Annotated in this window: 13 protein-coding genes; 6 read left to right on the top strand and 7 right to left on the bottom strand. The window is 72.5% G+C overall.

Annotated features, from left to right (window positions below; translation table 11 throughout):
* Positions 1-23 precede the first annotated feature (23 nt).
* The gene (locus tag EOD73_RS12575; protein WP_205702464.1) at positions 24-776 is read left to right on the top strand and encodes a substrate-binding periplasmic protein; all 753 of its coding nucleotides are present in this window, start codon (positions 24-26) and stop codon (positions 774-776) included.
* Here the strand turns inward: EOD73_RS12575 and EOD73_RS12570 are convergent, their stop codons facing one another.
* Entirely contained in the window at positions 777-2,276 is a 1,500-nt protein-coding gene (locus tag EOD73_RS12570) for a cytochrome P450 (RefSeq protein WP_127683351.1), read from the bottom strand.
* Positions 2,277-2,422: 146 nt separating this feature from the next.
* Between EOD73_RS12570 and EOD73_RS12565 the strand changes: the two genes are divergently transcribed.
* Positions 2,423-4,561, top strand: a complete 2,139-nt coding sequence (locus EOD73_RS12565) for a putative bifunctional diguanylate cyclase/phosphodiesterase (RefSeq protein ID WP_127683350.1) — start codon at positions 2,423-2,425, stop codon at positions 4,559-4,561.
* 384 nt (positions 4,562-4,945) lie between these two features.
* Complete coding sequence (locus EOD73_RS12560; protein ID WP_127683349.1) at positions 4,946-5,257, top strand: Mpo1-like protein; 312 nt, start codon at positions 4,946-4,948, stop codon at positions 5,255-5,257.
* 4 nt (positions 5,258-5,261) lie between these two features.
* Here EOD73_RS12560 and EOD73_RS12555 read toward each other — a convergent pair whose 3' ends face one another.
* From EOD73_RS12555 to EOD73_RS12535, 5 genes are all read right to left on the bottom strand, one after another.
* Complete coding sequence (locus EOD73_RS12555) at positions 5,262-6,170, bottom strand: DUF6929 family protein (RefSeq protein WP_127683348.1); 909 nt, start codon at positions 6,168-6,170, stop codon at positions 5,262-5,264.
* Positions 6,167-9,853, bottom strand: coding sequence for a PAS domain-containing protein (locus tag EOD73_RS12550; protein WP_310733057.1), 3,687 nt, complete (start codon positions 9,851-9,853; stop codon positions 6,167-6,169). The genes EOD73_RS12555 and EOD73_RS12550 overlap by 4 nt, the downstream gene beginning before the upstream one ends.
* 76 nt (positions 9,854-9,929) lie before the next feature.
* Positions 9,930-10,550 carry a LysE family transporter gene (locus tag EOD73_RS12545; RefSeq protein WP_127683347.1) on the bottom strand — a complete coding sequence of 207 codons (621 nt, stop codon included), beginning with the start codon at positions 10,548-10,550 and terminating at the stop codon, positions 9,930-9,932.
* Positions 10,551-10,584: 34 nt separating this feature from the next.
* The gene (locus EOD73_RS12540) at positions 10,585-11,895 is read right to left on the bottom strand and encodes an amidohydrolase family protein (protein WP_127683346.1); all 1,311 of its coding nucleotides are present in this window, start codon (positions 11,893-11,895) and stop codon (positions 10,585-10,587) included.
* Complete coding sequence (locus EOD73_RS12535; protein ID WP_164846068.1) at positions 11,892-14,951, bottom strand: amidohydrolase family protein; 3,060 nt, start codon at positions 14,949-14,951, stop codon at positions 11,892-11,894. Before EOD73_RS12535 ends, EOD73_RS12540 begins: the two co-directional genes overlap by 4 nt.
* A 109-nt stretch (positions 14,952-15,060) precedes the next feature.
* Here EOD73_RS12535 and EOD73_RS12530 point away from each other — a divergent pair, with 109 nt between their 5' ends.
* Positions 15,061-16,206: a primosomal protein N' (replication factor Y) - superfamily II helicase gene (locus EOD73_RS12530; protein WP_127683344.1), complete on the top strand. Its 1,146-nt coding sequence runs from the start codon at positions 15,061-15,063 to the stop codon at positions 16,204-16,206.
* 199 nt (positions 16,207-16,405) lie between these two features.
* On the opposite strand, the gene EOD73_RS12525 is transcribed toward EOD73_RS12530, so the two are convergent.
* Positions 16,406-17,548, bottom strand: coding sequence for an HD-GYP domain-containing protein (locus EOD73_RS12525; RefSeq protein WP_164846067.1), 1,143 nt, complete (start codon positions 17,546-17,548; stop codon positions 16,406-16,408).
* A gap of 136 nt (positions 17,549-17,684) precedes the next feature.
* Between EOD73_RS12525 and EOD73_RS12520 the strand changes: the two genes are divergently transcribed.
* Together EOD73_RS12520 and EOD73_RS12515 are read left to right on the top strand one after the other, a co-directional pair.
* Positions 17,685-18,404, top strand: a complete 720-nt coding sequence (locus EOD73_RS12520; RefSeq protein ID WP_127683342.1) for an SOS response-associated peptidase — start codon at positions 17,685-17,687, stop codon at positions 18,402-18,404.
* Positions 18,405-18,542: 138 nt separating this feature from the next.
* The gene (locus tag EOD73_RS12515; protein ID WP_127683341.1) at positions 18,543-18,857 is read left to right on the top strand and encodes a 2TM domain-containing protein; all 315 of its coding nucleotides are present in this window, start codon (positions 18,543-18,545) and stop codon (positions 18,855-18,857) included.
* Positions 18,858-18,869: the final 12 nt, after the last annotated feature.

Raw genomic sequence — 18,869 nt, 5'->3', positions numbered from 1 at the left:
CTGCAGGGGCCTAGCATCGGGGCATGAACCCGTCCCTGCGCCGACGCCTGCTGCTGGGGGCCGCGCTGCCGCTCAGTGCGGCAGCGAAGGGCCTGACCGTGCGCATGGCCTTCGGCGAGAAGATCCCGCCGTTTTGCTTCCCGCAGACCGCGTCGGGCATCGAGGTCGACGTGTTCCGCGAGGCCTTGGCGTTGCGCGGCCACACGCTCGAGCCCCTGTTTTTCCCGTTCGCGCGCGTGCCCTTGGAGTTCAAAGCCGGCACCGTGGACGCGACCATGACCGACCTGGGCCAGGACCTGACGCAGTACGGCGGGCACCATGGCGACACGGCCGTCGTGTACGACAACGTGCTCATCACCCTGCGCGAGCGGGCGCTCAAGCTGCGCCAGCCCCGCGACCTGGACGGCCTGAGGGTGGTCTCGTTCCCGGGGGCGCTGTCGCGCTTCCCGGCGTGGCTGGAGCCGGTGCGGGCCGCCGGCCATTACAGCGAGATCAACGACCAGGCGGTGCACGTGCGCCTGTTGATGCTGGGCCGCTGCGACGTGGTGTTGAGCGACCGGACGATCTTTCGCTACTTCGTCAAGCAAGCCGCCCGAGACCCGGCCGGCCCGGCGCTGCGCCCGGTGGTCGAGCAAGACTTCACCCAGGTCAACCCGCTGGACTACCGCCCGGTATTTCGCAGCACGGCGGTGCGCGACGACTTCAACGCCGGCCTGCGCCTGCTCAAGGCCAACGGCCGGTTCCAGGCCATTTACGACCGCTACCTGCGCGCCTGATCAGGCGCGGTCCCAACCCTGCGCGCGAGCGCGCAGGCGCATGCGAAGGCCCTTGGGGGCCATGGCCAGGTGCAGCACCTCTTCGGGCGGTCGGCCGTCCACCGTGCCCACGTGGGCCAGGTCGAAGTTCGCCAGCAAGGCGGCCATGGCGGTCTTGATCTCCAACAGGGCCAGGTAGCGGCCGGGGCAGATGCGCGGGCCGGCGCCGAAGGGCATGGACACGCGCTTGGGGTGGTGCGCCGCCTCGACGGCACCGCCCTGGCCGCGCCAGCGCTCGGGCCGGAAGGCCGCCGCCTCGGGCACCAAGGCCTCGTTCATCGGGTCGTGGCGCATCGCGGCCATGACCAGCATGCCGGGTTCGATCTGCACACCGGCCAACACCGTCGGCCGCAGGGCTTGCAAGGCGTTCATCGGGGCCACCGGCTTGAGGCGCATGGCCTCGTGGGTGCAGGCTTCCAGGTGTTCGAGTTGCGCCAACTCGTCCAGGCTCGCCGCGCGGCCGGCGGGGCAGACGCGGCGCACCTCGTCCACCGCCCGCTGCAGCTCGGCCGGGTGCTGCCACAGCAGGTGGATCAGCCAGGCCAGGGTGTTGGCCGTGGTGTCCTCGCCGGCCAGCAGCATGGTCAGCACGTTGCCGGCCACCTGGGCGTCGTCGATGCCGCTGTCGGGCAGGTCGGCCGCCACCAGCATGGCCTCGAGCAGGTTGCGCGGTGCTTCGCGCAGGGTGGGGTCGGCGGCCAAGCGGGCGCGGGCCTCGCGCACGAAGCCGTCCACCGCCGCATTGACCGCGGCCACGGTCGCCGGCAGCGCGCGGTCGTCGGCGTTCGGCCACCAGCGCCAAAGGGGCAGCGGCGAAAACACGCGCCGAAAGAGCACGGGGAACAGGCGGTTGAGGTGGCGTTGGATGACGTCCTCGTCGCTCGACAGCGTGTCCACCTCGGCGCCGAAGGCCAGCCCGGCGATGGCGTCCACGGTGAAGCGCATCAAATCGCCCTGCAGGTCGATGGCCTGATTCGCCGCGGCCGCCCCCTGCCAGCGGGCCACCAGGCGATCGGCCACGCGCTGCAGCTGCGGGTGGTAGCGGCGCACGTGGGCGGGGTCGAAGCCGTGCATGACCATGCGCCGTTGGCGTTGCCAGACCTCCCCATTGGCGCCGAACACGCCGGGCAGCAGGCCCATTTCGAGCCAGATGTCCTGCAAGCGTTCGGTGCGCCGGAAGCCCTCTGGGCGGTCGCGCAGCACCTGGGCGATGGCCGCGTGCTCCCCCACCACCACCACGCGCCCGTGGCGCCCCAGCTGCAGCCGGAACACCGGCCCGTAGCGGCGGCACCAGGCCTCCAGCTGTTGGTGAAAGCGCGTGGGTTGGACCTGCCACAGGTTGCCCAGCAGGGGCAGCCGGCGCGGGCCGGGCAGGGCGTCGAAGGTGCGCACCGCCCGCGGCGGCGGGACCGCCCCCTCGGCGGTGCGGTCGACGTGAAGGGCATCGGGGGCGTTGGCCATGCCGGGATGCTAGGGGCAGTCCTCGGCGCCGGAACGACCGCACGATTCCGAGGAATTCCTGGGCCCCAAGGGGTCAACGGCTGGCGCCAGGCGCTGGGCTGCGATAGCGTCAAGGCCTTTGCAGCTTGGCCAGGGAGACCCAGCGCATGCCACCGCTTGAACGCACCCACCACGACGTCGGCCTGGCCTGGTTGGACGCCCAGGGGCGCGTGCTGCGCCTCAACGCCAGCTTGCGGGCCTGGGTGGGCCAGGAGGGCCTGGACCCTGGCGCGCTCCCCTTGCTGCAGCCCGAAACCTGGGCCCGTTGGGTGGAAGGCGAGCACGGCCCGGCGCGGGCCAGCGTGCTGCGCCGCGCTCAGGGCGAGCCCTTGCCCGTCACCGTGCAGGCCGATGCCGCGCCCCAGGGCGAGGGCTGGGTCTTGAGCGTGTGGCCGCGCGTGGACGTCAGCGAACGCGCCGCCATCGACGGCATCCAGCGCGCCGTGCTCGAGGCCGTGGCCACCGCCCGCCCCCTGCCCGAGGTGATGGACCGCCTGTGCCGCGAGGTGGAGGCCGTGGCGCCCGGGGTGGCCTGCACCGTGCTGGCCGTGGACGAGCAAGGCCGCGTGCACCCCCTGGCGGCCCCCAGCCTGCCCAGCGCGTACTCGGCCGCGTTGGAAGGCGCTCTGATCGGCCCGCAAGCCGGTTCTTGCGGCACCGCCGCATGGCGCAAGGAGCCCGTCGAGGTGCGCTCCATCGCCACCGACCCGCTCTGGGCGGCGTACAAGGAGCTGGCCCTGGGCTACGGCCTGGCCTCGTGCTGGTCCACGCCGGTGATGCTCGACGCCGAACGCGTGGGCGCCACTTTCGCGCTGTACTACTGGCAAGAAGCGGCCGTTGACCCCTACCACCGCCTGTTGGTTCAAGCCTGCACGCAGCTGTGCCGCGTGGCCCTGTTGCACCACGAGCACGAGACCCGCATCGAGCGCCTGGCCTACTTCGACCCGACCACCGGCCTGCCCAACCGCGGCCTGTTCACGCGCCGGGCCGAAGCCCAACTGCAGCGCTTGCAGGCGGCCGGGGCCAGCGCGGCCGTGTTGCTGATGGACCTGGACCGCTTCAAGGCCATCAACGAGTTGCAGGGCCACGCCGCCGGCAACGAGGTGCTGCGCGCGGTGGCCCGCCGCCTGGCGCAAAGCCTGCCCGGCCTGGACACCCTGGCTCGCCTGGGCGACGACGAGTTCGTGGTGCTGCTGCCCGAGGCCGATCGCGAGGCCGCCACGCACACGGCCGACGCTCTGTGCGCCGCGATGGACGCCGCCTGGCCCGCCGTGCGCGGGCACGAGGTGCGCTTGGGCATGAGCATCGGCTTCAGCCTCTTCCCCGACGACGGGCACACCTTGGAGAGCTTGCTCAAGCACGCCGACCTCGCACTGGTACAGGCCAAGGCCGCGGGGCGCCAGTGCGCGCGCGGCTTCACCCCCGCCATGGCGCGCGCCCTGGAAGAGAAGAGCTGGATGGAGGCCGAGCTGCGCAAGGCCCTGGCCGAAGGCGGCTTGCAGCTGCACTTCCAACCCAAGGTGCACCTGCGCAGCGGGGCCTTGCTGGGCGCCGAGGTGCTGCTGCGCTGGCCGTGCCCGGGGCGGGGGTGGATCCCGCCCGACCGCTTCATCCCCCTGGCCGAGGAATGCGGCCTGGTCAACGCCATCGACGCCTGGGTGCTGCGCGCCGCCTGCGCCCAATGGGCCGCTTGGCGGGACCAGGGCCTGGCCGTGCCCGGCCTGGCGGTGAACGTGTCGCCCAGCCGCTTTGTGCACGACGACGTGGTGGCCGATGTGCAGGCGGCGCTGACCCAGCACGCACTGCCGCCCGAGGGCCTGACCCTGGAGGTGACCGAGCGCCTGATGCTCGACGAGGCCCAGGACCGCCGCGCCGTCTCCCAGCTCAGCGCGCTGCGGGCCATGGGCGTGGGCGTGTCCATCGACGATTTCGGCACCGGCTACTCCAGCCTCAGTTACCTGCGCCGCTTGCCGGTGTCGGAGCTCAAGCTCGACCGCAGCTTCGTCAGCCGCCTGGACTCGGACACCGACGACCGCTCGCTCACCCGGGCCATCGTCTCCATCGCCGAGGCCATGGAATTGAACCTGGTGGCCGAGGGCCTGGAGACGGTGGCGCAGGCCGAGCGCCTGCGCCAGCTGGGCTGCGAGGTGGCGCAAGGCTATTGGTTGTCGCGCCCCTTGAGCGCCGAGGCCTTCGCCGTGTGGTGCGAGGCGGTGCGCGACGGCCGCTGGAACTTGCCGGGCTGAGGGCCGGCCGGCCACTCCACCCACCGGCGCACCCCTGGGTCCGTCGGGGGCGGGGTGGCGTTCCAAGCGATCCCCCGTGACGGAGGGCCTGCCCGCCGGGCTCCTGGTGGGCAGGAGGGCCCCGGCGTCCCGCCCCGGCGGCCGAGGTGGCGCGCTGGGGGCTTCGGTCCCGTGCATCGGCAGGGGATGGGGCGCACCTTACCCACCCGCCAGCCTCGTCGCAGCACTGGGGCGACGAAGCCCGGGAATCGGCGACGAAGCCCGGCGCCTGGGCGACGAATCGAAGCCTCGCGCCCCAGCCGCCCCTGGGGTCCGGGGCATTCCCGAGGCGGCGCTCGCCGGCTTGGGCGCAAGCTCGGGGCCCCGAATGGCCCGGCCCATGCCATGACCGACACCGCCCGCTACACCCGCTTCCAAGACTTTTACCCGTATTACCTGAGCGAGCACGCCAACGCCACCTCGCGCCGGCTGCACGTCGTGGGCACCAGCCTGGCGCTGGCCCTGCTGCTCACTGCGGTGCTCACGGCCAATCCCTGGTGGGCACTCGTGGCGCTGTTGCAGGGTTACGCCTTCGCCTGGGTGGGCCACTTCTTCTTCGAGCACAACAAGCCGGCCACCTTCCGCTACCCGCTCTACAGCCTGATGGGCGACTGGCGGATGTGGTGGGAGGTCGTGACGCGGCAGCGGGCTTGGTGAGGCCTTAGCCCGGCAGCACCACGCTCAGCAAACTCGCCGCCTGGGTCGGGTCGTCCGCGTCGGTCACCATCCACACGCGCCAACCGGACGCCAGCGCCTGCACCGCCACGCCCTCGACTTTGGCCGTGACCGACAAGGTCCACCGCCCGCGCAGCGCGCCGTCGGGCCCCACGCGACCCAGCACGGAGCCGGTGCAGCGACCATCTTGGTAGGCGTCGTCGGTGTCTTCGGCCGCGGCGCTGAAGAGCCAGCCGCCATCGGGCAAGGCGCAGCCGTCGGTGAAGCCCAAGGGCACGCCGTCGAGCAAGCCCAAATCCCAGCGCGTGACGCGGGGTTCGCAGCCCGGCGCTGGCGGCCAGGGCCCAGTCACGGTGGCGTTGGTGCCGGCGTGGCCGTTGCGGCGCTGCAGCAGCACGAGTTCCTCACCCTGCACGAACGCGCCTTCGACGTTGGGCTCGTGCACCTTGGGCATCCAAGTGTCAAACCAAGGATGCAGGTCCTGCGGCTGCGCCGGCCCGTGGGGCAGGCCGTCGGGGCCCAGCGCCAAGCGCGCACCGCGAAAGCGCGTGGCCCGCGAGCCCGAGCCCAGGGCCAGCAGCGCGCCGTGCGGGTGCTCGGGGCTGGGCGGCAGGTGCAGCAGGGACTCGGCATCGGGCTTGGCGGCCTTGCGCGCGGCAGGGTCCTCGGGCAGGGTGCCGTCGAACAGCCGCCAGGTTTGCCCGGGTTCCGAGGGGGCGTCCAGTGCGAAGCTGGCCAGGTCCAGCACGTCGTCGGCCACCACGAAGGCGCGCTGGCCCAAAAGCACGAGGCCGCTGGCGGCGCACAGCGGGCGGGCTTGGGCGTCGCCGGCGCCTCGCACCCACAGCGTGCGTTCGTGCTGCACGGCCAGCGTGGTGACGCCGCCGACGCTCACGTCCGGTAAGTGGCCATCAACTGCGTCAAAGGCTCGGGCTTGTGCAGGTGGAAGCCCTGCGCATGGCCCACGCCCATCTCGCGGACACGCGCCATCACTTCCGCTCGGTCCACGAACTCGGCCACCGTTCGCACACCCACCACCGCGGCCACCTCTACAAAGCTGCGCACGGCCACCGCGTCGAGCGGATCGTCGATGACGTCCTTCACAAACTGCCCGTCGATCTTGAGAAAGTCCACCTGAAGCTGCTTCAGGTAGCCGAAGGACGACGCGCCAGCGCCAAAGTCGTCGAGCGCAACGCGCACGCCAAGCTCGCGCACCTGGCGCACGAACTGCGACGCGTCGGTCATGTTGGTCACGGCGGCCGTCTCGGTGATCTCCAGGCACAAGCGCTCGCAAATCGAGGCGCCCGCCTCCCGCAGCAGCGCCAGGGCGTGGGCGTGGAACGCCCGGTCGCCCACCGACTGCCCCGAGAGGTTGATGCTGAGCAGCCCCAAGCGCTCGCGGTCGGGCGAGCGCTGCAGGCAGTCGATGACCTGACGCAGCACCCAGCGGTCGATGCGCGACGCCAAGTGGTAGCGCTCGGCAGCGGGCAAGAACAAGCCCGGGGGGTGGTAGCCGCCGCGCCCGTCGGGCAAGCGCAGCAGCAACTCCGCATGCAAGCCCACGTCGGCTTCGGTCAACGAAACGATGCGCTGCCCGAAGAGGACGAAGGCGTCGTCGTCCAGCGCTTGCTCCAAGCGCGTGGACCACTGCATCTCGGCGTGGCGGTGCGCCAGGTTGGCGTCGGTTTCGACCCATTCGTGCACCCGGTTTCGGCCGCTCTCTTTGGCCGAGTAACAGGCCGCGTCGGCCGCTTGCATGACGAGCGCGGGCGTGGCAAAGCGCCGGTCGACGGGAACCAGGCCGATGCTGGCCCCCACCCGGAAGCGTTGATCGCCCCGTGCGAACCGGAAGAGCTCCATCTCGTCGCAGATCTTCTGCGCCACGCGCATGGCCTGCTCCGTGGTGCATTGCTCCAGCAGCACGCCGAACTCGTCACCGCCCAAGCGCGCGAGCACGTCGCGCGAACGCACACAGCGCTGCATGAGCTTCGCGACCTGCTGCAACAGCTCGTCCCCCGCGCTGTGGCCGCAGGTGTCGTTCACCACCTTGAACTGGTCCAGGTCGATGTACAGCAGGGCGTGTTGGCTGCCGTCGGCGTGGGCCGCGTGCAGCAAGGCGCGCAGGCGCTGGTCGAGCTCGGTGCGGTTGAACAGGTCGGTCAGCGGATCGTGCGTGGCGCGATAACTCATCTCGCCGCTCATGCGGCGCTGCTCGGTCACGTCGTGGAAGACCAAGACAGCGCCGAGCACTTCTCCCCCGGGCCGGCGGATGGGCGCGGCCGAGTCTTCGATGCCGTACTCCTGGCCGTCGCGCGCCAAGAGCACGGTGTGGTTGGCCAAGCCCACGATCTTGCCTTCGCTCAGGCAGGTCAGGACGGGGTTCTTGGCGGGAAGGCGGGTGGCTTCGTTGACGATCTGGAAGACCTCGTCCAAGTGCCGACCGCTGGCCTCGGCCTTGGGCCAGCCCGTGAGCCGTTCGGCCACCGGGTTCAGCCAGGTCACCTTGGCGGCTTGGTCGGTGGTGATCACGGCGTCGCCGATCGATTCGAGCGTCACGTGCAGCAGCTCGTGCTGCTCTGCCAATTGCGCCGCCATCTCCCGCAGGGGCGTGACGTCCCAGTTGACCCCCACGGTCCGGAGCGGGCGCCCGGTGGCATCTTTCTCGATGAGTGCGGTGGCCCGCATGTGGTGAACGCTGCCATCCCGCCAGACCACGCGGAACTCGCTGTCGAAGGGCTCTCCCGTGGCGTGCGCGCGCGCCAGGTCGGCCTCGGCGCGCCCCACGTCCTCGGGGTGGATGCGATCGCGCCAATCGGCGTGCCCCAACGGGCGGCCGTCGTTGGGCGAGTCGTAGAGCCGGTGCATCTGCGCGTCCCAAGTCAGGGTCGAGGTGGCCACCTCAAAGTCCCAGATGCCGATGCCGCCGCTCTCGGCCGCCAAGCGCATGCGTTGGTGAGCGCCGCGCAGTTCGTCGGCCTGTCGGCGCTTCTCGGTGATGTCCTGGAAAGCGCCCATCAGGCGAACCGCTTGCCCGTCGCGCATCTCGACGTGGCCCACGGCGCGGGCCCAAATGCGGCGCCCGTCGCGGCGGATGACGGGGAGTTCGAGGTCCCAGCCCCCTCCGGTGGCCAGGGCCCGGGCCACCGCCTCGCTGATGACCGGTTTGGCCTCGGGGGCATAGAAGTCCAAGGCCTCTTCCAGGCTGGGTCGGTGCCCCGGGGGCACCCCGTGGATGCGGCAGGTTTGGTCGGTCCAGACCGGGCCGGCGGCCCCGATCTCAAGCTCCCACCCGCCCACCCCGGCCACTTCGCCGGTTTGTTCGAGCAAGGCCTGCAGGCGCCCCAGCGCGGCTTCCTGCGCTTTGCGCGCCGTGATGTCGGTGGCGATCGAGACGTAGCGCTCGGTGCGGCCGTCCAGGCCGGGCAGGGGCGCCAGCACGGCATCGACCCAGTAGATCGAGCCGTCCTTGCGCCGGTTGCACTTCTCACTGCGCCAGGTCCGGCCCGCCTGCAGGGTGTCGTACATCCCTTGGAAAAACTCCTTCGGGTGCACCCCCGCATTCACGATGTTGTGGGGCGCACCAACCAGCTCCTGGACGGTGTAGCCGCTGATGGCCGCCGCCGCCGGGCTGGCCTGCAAGATCGTGCCTTTCAGGTCGGTGACCGTGACGATGAACTGGCTTTGCAGCAGGTCCAGCAGCGCGTCGGCCGACAGGCTGCGATCGGTCACGTCTTCCACCGAGCCCACATAGCCGCTGAGTTCGCCGTCCTCGCCGCGCAGGCCCCGCGCCCGGCAGTGCACGCGCCGCAGGTTGCCGTCGGGGCGCTGGATGCGGAAGCTGAGGTCGAGTTCGCGCCGTGCGGCCACGGCATCGCGCCAGGCCGCAAACACGGTGTCGCGGTCGTCGGGGTGCAAGGTGCTGGCCCAGCCGTCGCCCAGGGCTTGGTCGTCGCTCAGCCCGTAAATGCTGCGCCAGCGTGCGTTGGTGTAGATCGCCCGGCCCTGGGCATCGGCCGCGAAGACGCCCACCGGCGCCACCTGCGTCAGGCCGCCGAAGCGCGATTCGGCCGCGCGCAGCGCCTCGCGCGCCCGTTGCAAGGCTCGCAGGGCGTGGCGCCCCTCCAAGGCCTGGACCGCCGCCACCGACAGGTGCCGCAGCACGGTGCGCTGGTGCTCGTCCAGCACGCGCGGCGACCGGTCGATCACGCACAGGGTGCCCACCCGGGCGCCATTGCTCAGGCGAAGTGGCTCACCGGCGTAGAAGCGGATGTCCGGTTGGCCAGTGACCAAGGGGTTGTCGGCGAAGCGGGCGTCCTGCGTCGCGTCGGGCACCTCGAAGAGCGCATCGCCTTGGATGGCATGCGCGCAAAAGGCGACTTCGCGCGGGGTCTCGGTCACCCCCGGCAGCCCCACGTTGGCCTTGAACCATTGGCGGCGGTCGTCCACCAGGCTGATCAGGGAGATCGGGGTGTTGCACACCGCCGACGCAATGGCCACCAGGGCGTCGAACTCGCGCTCGGCCGCGCTGTCCATCACTTCCAAATCGGCCAGCGCTTGCAGGCGTTCTTGCTCGGACATGCTCATGCTCTAGAGGCTACCAGCGCCCCGGCATCCAACCGCAGTGGCCTGCGATCGGGAAGGGTTTCCGATGCCCTCAGCGCCCCAGCGCCAGCTTCAAACCAAAGCCCACGAGCAAGCCGCCGGCCCCGCGCTCCAGCCACACGCCGGCCATCGGGCTGGCGCGCAAGCGGTCGGCCGCCCAGCGGGTGAGGGCGATGGCGAGGGCGCAGTACAGCAGGGTGATGGCGGCCACGGTCAGGGCCATGGCCGCGAAGGTGAGCAGGCCCTGGTGCTGCGTGGGGTGCACGAACTGCGGGAAGAAGGCCATGTAGAAAACGATGGCCTTGGGGTTGAGCAAGGTGATGCCCAGGGCCTGGCGGAAGTAGTGCCGCGGCTGGACCTCCAGCACCGGGCCCGTGCCCGGCCGGGCGCGCAGCATCTTGACGCCCAGCACCACCAGGTAGGCCGCCCCGGCCCACTGCACGGCGGTGAACAGGGTGGGCGCGGCCTGGAGCACCGCGGCCACGCCGGCGACCGCGCTCCACATCAACACCTGGTCGCCGGCGATGACGCCGAACGAGGCCGCGAGGCCGCCGCGCACGCCGCCCTTGCCCGTGGCGCCGATGAGCACGAGGTTGCCCGGCCCGGGGATCATCAAGAATACCCAGATGGCGAGCGCGAAGGCGGGATAGTCGGCGATGCCCATGAAGGCCATGGTCGGGCTCCGGGGTGGGTGGGGGACGCGGGCCTCAGCGGGCTTGGTACTTGTCCATCAAGCGGGTGTGGCGGTTGCGCGGGTCGATCTCGCGGCCGCGCACCCACACGCGCTGCACGCGCGTGCTCGGCTCCAGCGGGTCGCCGGCGCAGACGAAGAAGGTGGCGAGCTTGCCCACGTCCAGCGAGCCCAGCAGCCCGTCCACCCCCAGCAGCGCCGCGGCGTCCAGCGTGATGGCGCGCAGCGCGGCCTCGGGCGGCAGGCCGTGCGCCACCGCGGCGGCAGCCTCGTGCGCCAGGTTGCGGATGTTGGGCGCCCCGCGCAGGCCGCCTTGGCGGGCGATGGCGAAGCGCACGCCGGCCGCGTGCAGGCGGGCGGGCACGGTCTCGGCCGCGTCGATGGGGTCGTCGCGCCGCAGGGGCAGCTTCTGCACACCGTCCACCAGCACGGGGATGCCGCGGGCCTTCAGCAGCGGGGCCAGGGCCACCACGTCGGGCCCGGCGACCAGGGTGGTGCGCAGGCCGTGGCGCTCGGTCAGCGCCAGCGCCTGGCGCAGCTGGCTCAGCTCTTGGGCGTGCACGAAGACCGGCGCGCGGCCGGCGGCGAAAGGCGCCAGGGCTTCGAGGCGCAGGTCGCGCGGCGCTTTGGGGTCGGCCTCGCGCTGCGCGGCGTAGGCGCGGGCCTGGGCCAGGGCCTCGTCCAGTTGGCGCAGGCGGCCGCGCACGGCGTTGGCCGGTGCGGGCGTGCCCTCGTCGTCGTCGTCCTCGTCGGCCACGGCGCGCGTGGGCGGCAGGTGCAGGTGCAGGGCGTGCTCGGGCACCAAGGCCATGTCGGGCCAGGCCCAGCCGTCGAGCTGCATCACGGCGCTGCGGCCGGCCAGCAGGCCGCCGGGCGGACTCACGGGGGCCACCTCGGCCGTCAGCACCCCGTCGGCGCGGGTCACGGCCACCAACTCGCTGTCAGCGTGGAAGCTGGTGAGCGTGTGGGCGTTGGGGTTCAGCGGCCCGCGCTCCTGCACGTCCACGGTGCCGCGCACGGTCGGCACTTCGACCAGGCCGAGCTGGGTGTTCGCCGCCACCAGCCCGGGGTAGAGCTGCAGGCCGTCCAGGCGCAGGGTTTGGGTGCCGGGGGGCAGCGCCAGCGCCTCGCCCTCGGCGGCCACGGCTGCGATGCGCCCGTCCACCACCAGCAGCTGGCCGCGCACCAAGGGCGGGGCCGAGACGCGGTGCAGCGTGGCGCCGAGCAGCAGCAGGGGCGCCGCGGGCGGCTGGGGCGGGCGGGCGATCTGGGCGGAGGCCCCGGCGGCGGCCGCCGCAGCGGCGCTCAGGAACAGGCGGCGCTTCATTGCAGGTGCTCCTCGGTGCACTCGTGGGCGGCTTGGCCGTCGTGGTAGTCGGCGTGGGCGATGCGGGCCAGCGCGCGCGAGCGGGCCAGCAGCGCATCGAGCGCACTGGCCGGCGCTGCGGCTTTGTCCTTCTTGTCGCCGGCCTCCGTGGCCTGGGCCACGCGCATCAGCAGGCGCTCGCGCTCTTTGGCGTCGCGCAGGCGCAGCAGGGCGTCTTGGCGGCGGTCGTACAGCCGGCGCCCGTCCACCCAGGTGGACTGGACGGTGCTGAAGGCCGACAGCGGGGGGCCGCTCCACAGCACCAGGTCGGCGTGCTTGCCGGGCTCGACGCTGCCGATCCAGCGGTCCACGCCCAGCTGCCGCGCCGGGTTGCGCGTGACCAGGGCCAGCGCCTCCTCGGGCGACAGGCCGCCCACGCGCACCGACTTGGCGGCCTCGGTGTTCAGGCGCCGGGCCAATTCGGCGTCGTCGCTGTTCACGCTGGTCAGCACGCCGGCGCGCACCAGCATCGCCGGGTTGCCCACCACGCCGTCGAAGGTCTCGGCCTTGAAGCCCCACCAGTCCGCGAACGAGCTGGCGCCAGCGCCGAGGCTGGCGATCTCGGGCGCGACCTTGTAGCCCTCCAGCACGTGCTGGAAGGCGGCGACCTTGAGCTGCTTCTCGCGCGCCAGGCGGATGAACATCAAGATCTCGTCGGCCCGGTAGCTGTGGATGTGGATGTGGCGCGTGCCGGCGCGCAGCTCGGCCAGGGCCTCCAGGCGCAGGTCGCGGCGCGTGCCGCTCGGGTCGGCCGCGCGACGGGCGGCGTAGTCCTCGGCCTGGGCGAAGGCGTCGCGCAGCAGTTGCTCGACGCCGGCGCGGGTCTGCGGGTAGCGCTCGCCGTTGCCGTAGTTGGACTGCTTGACGTTCTCGCCCAGGGCGAACTTGTTGCTCGGCGGTGCTTGGCTGAACAGCAGGCCCGTGGCCGGCTGGCCCCAGCGCAGCTTGACCACGGCGCTTTGTCCGCCGATGGCGTTGGACGAGCCGTGCAGCAGGTTGGCGGTGGTCACGCCGCCGGCCAGCTGGCGGTAAAGGTTGATGTCGGTGGCGTCCAGCGCGTCGGCCACGCGCACCTCGGCGGTGACCGAGTCGCTGCCTTCGTTGACCCCGCGGGCGGTGGCGATGTGCGAGTGCGCGTCCACCAGGCCGGGCGTGAGGTGCAGGCCGCGGGCTTCGATCACCTGCGCGCCGGACGGCGCGGCCAGCGTGGGGGCCACGGCGGCGATGCGGCCGTCTTGCACCAGCACGTCGGCGGCGGCCAAGGTGCCTTGCGGCCCCTGGGTCCAGACCGTGGCGCCGCGGATGAGCACCGTTTCGGCCGGCGCGGGGGCGATGCCGTAGGCGCCGTAGGGGTAGCGACCGTCCGTGATCGGCGTGGGCGGCGCTTCGACCGCGGCCGGCTTGGCCGTGTGCGGCGCGCTGCGCTTGGCCTGCCAGTCGACCAGGGGCTCGCCGCCACGGCGCAGGGTGCCGGTCAGGCGCTCGCCGCTTTGCTGCGCCACCACCTGCCAGTCGCCACACCCCAATTGCCACTGCGCGTCGTCCAGGGCCAGGGTGCAGGCACGCTCGCCGAGTTGGGCCGTGGGCTTGGCGCGGGGACCGCCCACGGTCAGCACGCTGTCGTCGGGCAGGGTCCAGCGGCCACGGGCGTCGGGCTGTCGCCAGGCGGCGTGCAGGTGCACCTGCTCGCCCACCACGGACAGCACCGGCTCGGCCTCGGGGTCGGTGAAGGGGTCGCCGCTCATCACCACGGCGTGGGCCAGCTTGCCCGGGGCCAGGGTGCCCAAGCGCGCGCTTTCGTTCAGCAGCGCGGCGGGCGTGGTGGTCAGGGCGGCCAAGGCGGCATCGGCACGCCAGCCGCGCTGAACCGCTTGGCGCACGCGGGGCCAGAAGTCGCGCTCGGGCCGGCGCAGCCCGGCGGCGGTGAGGGCCACGGGCACACCGGCTTGCGCCAGCCAGGCGGCATTCGAAGGCGCGGCCTCCCAGTGCTGCAGCTCGTGCAGCGGGGCTTGCGCGCCGGCGTCGCCGGCCACCGCCGGGGCCTCGGGGAAGGCCAGGGGCACCAGCACGGTGGCCTGGCCCTTTTGCAGCGCCTGGAGGTGCCGGTACTCGTGGCCCGTGCCCTGCAGCACGAAGCGCTGGCGCAGGCCGAACTCGTCGCGCAGGGCCAGCCAGCGGCTGAGGTCTTGCTCGTCGCGGGCCTGGGCCACCACCAGCTGCTCGCCCTTCAGCACGGGCTGCAAGGCCGCCAGGCTGGCGTTGGGCGCGGCGCGGCCCGCGGCCTGCTGCCCGTACCAGCGGGCGTCCAGCAGGGTCTGGCGCAGCAACGCGGTCGCGCCCATCAAAGAGCTGGGGTAGCGGCCCCAGCCGAGCAGGTCGAAGCCCAGGTGTTGCGAGGGCGCGCTCGCCAGCACGGCGTCTTTTGCGTCGCGGCCGTCGCGCAGGGCCACCAGGGCGCCTTGGCCGCGCAGCACGCCGTGACCGGGGGCGGCCAGCACGGCGGTGAAGCCCAGCTGCCGCAGCGCGGCCACGGCCTCGGGCGTGGCCTCCCACTGCGAGGCCACCTGCTGCTCCGGGCGGACCATGGGGTTGCGCAGCGACAGGCTGCGCGCGACCGGCGCCGGGCCCTCGGGCCGCGCGGGCGCGCGGTTGCTGGCCGGGTCGAAGGGGTTGGCCACCGGCGCGGGCGGGGGTTCGCGCATGGCCGCGGGCACGCCCAGGGGGCTGGCCAGGTCGATGAAGCCGGCGTAGACGCTGCGCCCATTCAACGGCCACACGCGGGCGCCGGCCGGCACCGCCACGTTCGCGCCCACGGCCACGATGCGGCCGTCGCGCACCAGCAGGGTGCCGCGCTCGACCGCCTGGCCCGGGGCCAGCACCAAGCGCGCGTCGGTGAAGGCGTGCCAGGTGGACGGTGCTTCGCGCAGGCCGGCGGGGCGCTCGGTGTTCAGGGCTTGCGCCGCGGCGCTGACGGCCAGCAGGCCGCCCGCCAACAGGGTCAATGAACGAAGGATCAAGCCGGGCTCCTGCCGCCAACCAAAGGTCTGCACTCTAGGTGGCGCGCGCCGCCTCACCCCTTTGGGTTTGCGCCGCTTGACGCCCACACCGCCCCACAATGCCGCCGCCATGCCCGCCCACGCCACCACCGATCCAGGCACCGACGCCACGTCCGCTCACCAACCGCCGGTGTGCGCGGGTTGCGGCGGCCTGATGCGCTTCGAGCCGCGCAGCGGTGCACTCGCTTGCGTCGCTTGCGGCGGGCAAACGGTGTTGCCCGAAGGGGGCACGGTGGCCCGCGAAGCCGCCCTCGCCGAGCAGGACTACGAGGCGGCGCTGGAGCAGCGCGCCGGCAACGAGCCGGCCATCGAGCCGCAGGTCGTCACCTGCCCGCAGTGCGGCGCGCACACCCACTTCGACCCGAACGTGATGGCCAGCACCTGCGCCTTTTGCACGGCGCCGCTGAGCAGCGTGCAAGCGCAGGCCGAACGCTTGATTCGGCCGCAGGCGGTGTTGCCCTTTCGGCTCGACGACGCGGCGGCACGCCTGGCTTTCCAGCGCTGGATCGACAGCCGATGGTTCGCGCCCAATGCCCTGCGCCAGGCCGTGCGCGCGCCCGAAGGGCTGCGCGGCGCGTACCTGCCAGCCTGGTCCTTCGACGCGCGAACCGACACCGCTTACGCCGGCGATCGCGGCACCCACCGCGTGGAGGTGAGTGCGCGCACCGACGCCCAAGGCCGCGTGGTGACAGAGCGCCGCACCGTCACCGATTGGGAGCGCGTGCGCGGCGAGGTGCGCCACGACTTCGACGACGTGATCGTGGCCGCGTCGAACAGCCTGCCCGCAAGCCGCGACCAGGTGCTGGGCGAGGTGCCTGTGGCCCTGCTGCAGCCCTACGACCCGGCACTGCTGGCCGGCTTCACGGTGGAGGCCTACCAACTGGGCCTGCGCCCGGCCTTCGCCACGGCGCGCGAGCACTTCATGCTGCCCGTGCTGCGCGAGGCCGTGCGGCGCGACATCGGCGGCGACGAGCAGCGCATCGTGCAGATGAGCCCGCGGTTTTCCGAGGTCCGCTTCCGCCACCTGCTACTGCCGGTGTGGCTGGTGCATTACCGCTGGCAGGGCGAGCGCTGCCAGGTCGTCGTCAACGGGCACAGCGGCGCCGTGATGGGCGAGCGGCCTTGGTCGGCCTGGAAGATCGGCAGCGCCGTCGTGCTGGGCCTGCTGGCGGTGGCGCTGGCCACCTGGTGGTCCGGCCTGGGCCAATCGTTCTGAGTGAGGACCGAGGACCGTCCCAATGGACGGTCCGACGCCTCGCGAAGGACCGGCCGCCTACGAGCGGACGGGCATGGGTGAGGACCGAGGACCGTCCCAGTGGACGGTCCGACGCCTCACGAAGGACCGGCCGCCTGCAAGCGGACGGGCATGGGTGAGGACCCAGGACCGGCCGCCTGTGAGCGGCCGGGCGCGACGCTCAGGCCGGCGGTGGCCCGCCCACCAGCACCAGCTTGGCGGGGATCATGCGCACCTTCAGGTCCTGCAGGGTCAGCACCGCGCTGATGGCTTGGGCGGCCTGGGCGGTGTCGCGCCGGGCCGGGGACATCAGCGGCTCGCCGTTTTTGTTCAGCAAGGTGGCCACGATGGGCGTGTTGCCCGCCGCCCCACGCCGCACCACCACACCGCGCTCGCCGTTGGCCAGTTGCACCAGGGTGCCCGGCGGGAACACGCCCACCTCCTTGAGGATGGCCGCCGCGGCCGGCTGGGTCTTGCGGCTCAGGAAGAAGTCGCGCACGGCGCGGTCGGCCGGCATGGGGGCGCGGCTGGCGCGGGTGCTGAGCTTGGCGGTGTAGACGTCGGCCGCGCTGATCAGCTGGGCCAAGGGGCTGGGTTCGCGCGTGCCGGTGGGGTAGCCGGTGCCCTCGGGCGTTTCGTGGTGCTCGGCCACGGCGCGCAGCCAGTCGGCGTCGCTCACGCCATTGGCCTCGAGCATCTGCCGGCTTTCCAGTGGGTGCTGCTGCAAGGCCACCTTCTGCGGCGGCTTCAGCGGAAAGACCTGGTGGGCCAGGCGCCCCTGCAGTTCCAGCACCGACAGGTTCATGGTCAGCGCCACGCGCAGCGCGCGCCCCACCTCCTCGGCGCTGGCACCCAGGCGCTTGGCGGCGAGCACGGCCGCGATCCCGGTGTGCACGCCGTGGCGCACGCCGTACTGGTTCTCGCCCATGCCCTCTTGGCGCACCACTTGGAACAGGGCGAGGTCCGGGTCGCGCTCGATCAGCGCCAACAACGGCCCGCACAGCTCGTCCAGCGCGCCGGCAAAGTCGCCGTGCAAGCTCGCGCGCAGCATGCGGTTGGTTTGGTCCAGGGCCTCGGTCCAGAGCTCGGCCAGGGTCTCGGCGCCGACCTTGCGCGGGTCCCGCCGGCTGGCGTCCAGCTCGCCGCGGTCCACCAGGGCGCCACGCCCGAGCAGGGACTCGAGCTGGTCCTCGTTGGCGATGACCTGCCCCTTGGCCAGCAGCAGGCGGCCGTTGTCGTCCAGCACGCTGAAGGGCAGGGCCGCGCCCAGCTTCACGCGGTGCTGGACCGTGCGCAAGGCGATGTGGGGGGACGGGGCGTTCAACGTGGCATCGAAGGTGGCGCTGCCCCGCAGTGTGACCGCTTCATCGCGGCCCGGGCCCCCCGCACTTTCACGGCCCTGGGGTGCGTGTTGCAATTCCCTTCGATCTCCCGCGTTCCGCCCTGCCAGCGCCACGGCCATGTGCAACCTGTACCACGTCAGCCCCAAAGGCGACATCCACACCCACTTCCGCAGCGTCGTGCCCGAGGGCTACGTCGAGGGCACCGTGGGCCCGTACCAGCGCGGCGCCTTGGTGCGGCCGCAGGGCGATGGCTTGGTGTGCGAGCTGGGCCAGTGGGGCCTCATCGCCCCGGGCAGCCGCAGCGCGCGGCCCAGTTCGCGCGCCATCCTGACGAACAACGCCCGCGTCGAAACCGTGGCCGAGCGCCGCACCTACGCCCAGGCCTGGGCGCGGGGGCAGCGCTGCCTGATCCCCGCCGCTTGGTACCAAGAGCCCAACTGGGAAACCGGCAAGAACGTGTGGTGGCGCCTGCAGCGCCGCGATGGCCGCCCCTGGGCCTTGGCCGGCCTGTACGCGCACTGGACCGACCCCGCCACCGGCGAGATCGTGCCCAACTACACCTTGATCACCTGCAACTGCGACGGCCACCCCTTGCTGGGGCGCTTGCACAAGCCCGACCCGAACCTGCCGCCGCACGCGCAGGACAAGCGCGCCGTGGCCCACATGGACCCCGAGGACTGGGAGGCCTGGCTGTTCGGCACCCAGGCCGAGGCCCTGGCCCTGGTTCGGCCTTCGCCGGCCGAGGTGTTCGACCCAAGCGACGCGCAGCGCACCGACGCGCTGCTGCAGGCCCGCGCCGCCGCGCCGTCGGGGCCGGAGCAAACCTCCCTGCTCTGAGTCGCCCGCCGTTCACTCGCCGTTCGCGCCGCCGGATCGCCGTTCGGCGGCGAGGCTGGCGATTCGTCGCCCCGGGCTCGCGCCCCGCACCGGGGCCAGGAACCATGCGTTCATTCCCCACCCCACCGGAGCCCGGCCATGACCGACCTGAACGCTGCCACCCCCGCCCAACGCGCCGACGACATCGCCCTGCGCCGGCAAGCGCGCAAGCGCGTCGAGATGAAGATGGGCTTCCTCGTTCACCTGCTGGTGTTCGTGTGCGTGAACGGTGGCCTGTTCCTGCTCAGCAACCTGCACGACAACGCCCGCTGGCACGGCCTGCCGTTCTGGGGCTGGGGCCTGGGCCTGGCCATCCACGGCGTGGTGACCCTGGCGTCCTTGCAAGGGGCCGACCTGCGCGAGCGCCTGATGGCGGCCGAGTTGAAGGCCCTGCGCGAACGCGCGGCGCGCTGAGCGCCCCCAAGC

Origin of the sequence: Inhella crocodyli, assembly GCF_004004565.1 — a bacterium.
GTDB classification, from domain to species: domain Bacteria; phylum Pseudomonadota; class Gammaproteobacteria; order Burkholderiales; family Burkholderiaceae_C; genus Inhella; species Inhella crocodyli.
The sequence above is the reverse complement of the archived record's forward strand: the minus strand, read 5'-3'. Positions and strand labels throughout refer to the sequence as shown.

Bases quoted from the DNA above. Each gene is read 5' to 3' on its own strand.
- EOD73_RS12575 (WP_205702464.1), top strand. From the start codon at position 24: ATGAACCCGTCCCTGCGCCGACGCCTGCTGCTGGGGGCCGCGCTGCCG.
- EOD73_RS12570 (WP_127683351.1), bottom strand. From the start codon at position 2,276: ATGGCCAACGCCCCCGATGCCCTTCACGTCGACCGCACCGCCGAGGGG.
- EOD73_RS12565 (WP_127683350.1), top strand. From the start codon at position 2,423: ATGCCACCGCTTGAACGCACCCACCACGACGTCGGCCTGGCCTGGTTG.
- EOD73_RS12560 (WP_127683349.1), top strand. From the start codon at position 4,946: ATGACCGACACCGCCCGCTACACCCGCTTCCAAGACTTTTACCCGTAT.
- EOD73_RS12550 (WP_310733057.1), bottom strand. From the start codon at position 9,853: ATGTCCGAGCAAGAACGCCTGCAAGCGCTGGCCGATTTGGAAGTGATG.
- EOD73_RS12545 (WP_127683347.1), bottom strand. From the start codon at position 10,550: ATGGCCTTCATGGGCATCGCCGACTATCCCGCCTTCGCGCTCGCCATC.
- EOD73_RS12540 (WP_127683346.1), bottom strand. From the start codon at position 11,895: ATGAAGCGCCGCCTGTTCCTGAGCGCCGCTGCGGCGGCCGCCGCCGGG.
- EOD73_RS12530 (WP_127683344.1), top strand. From the start codon at position 15,061: ATGCCCGCCCACGCCACCACCGATCCAGGCACCGACGCCACGTCCGCT.
- EOD73_RS12520 (WP_127683342.1), top strand. From the start codon at position 17,685: ATGTGCAACCTGTACCACGTCAGCCCCAAAGGCGACATCCACACCCAC.
- EOD73_RS12515 (WP_127683341.1), top strand. From the start codon at position 18,543: ATGACCGACCTGAACGCTGCCACCCCCGCCCAACGCGCCGACGACATC.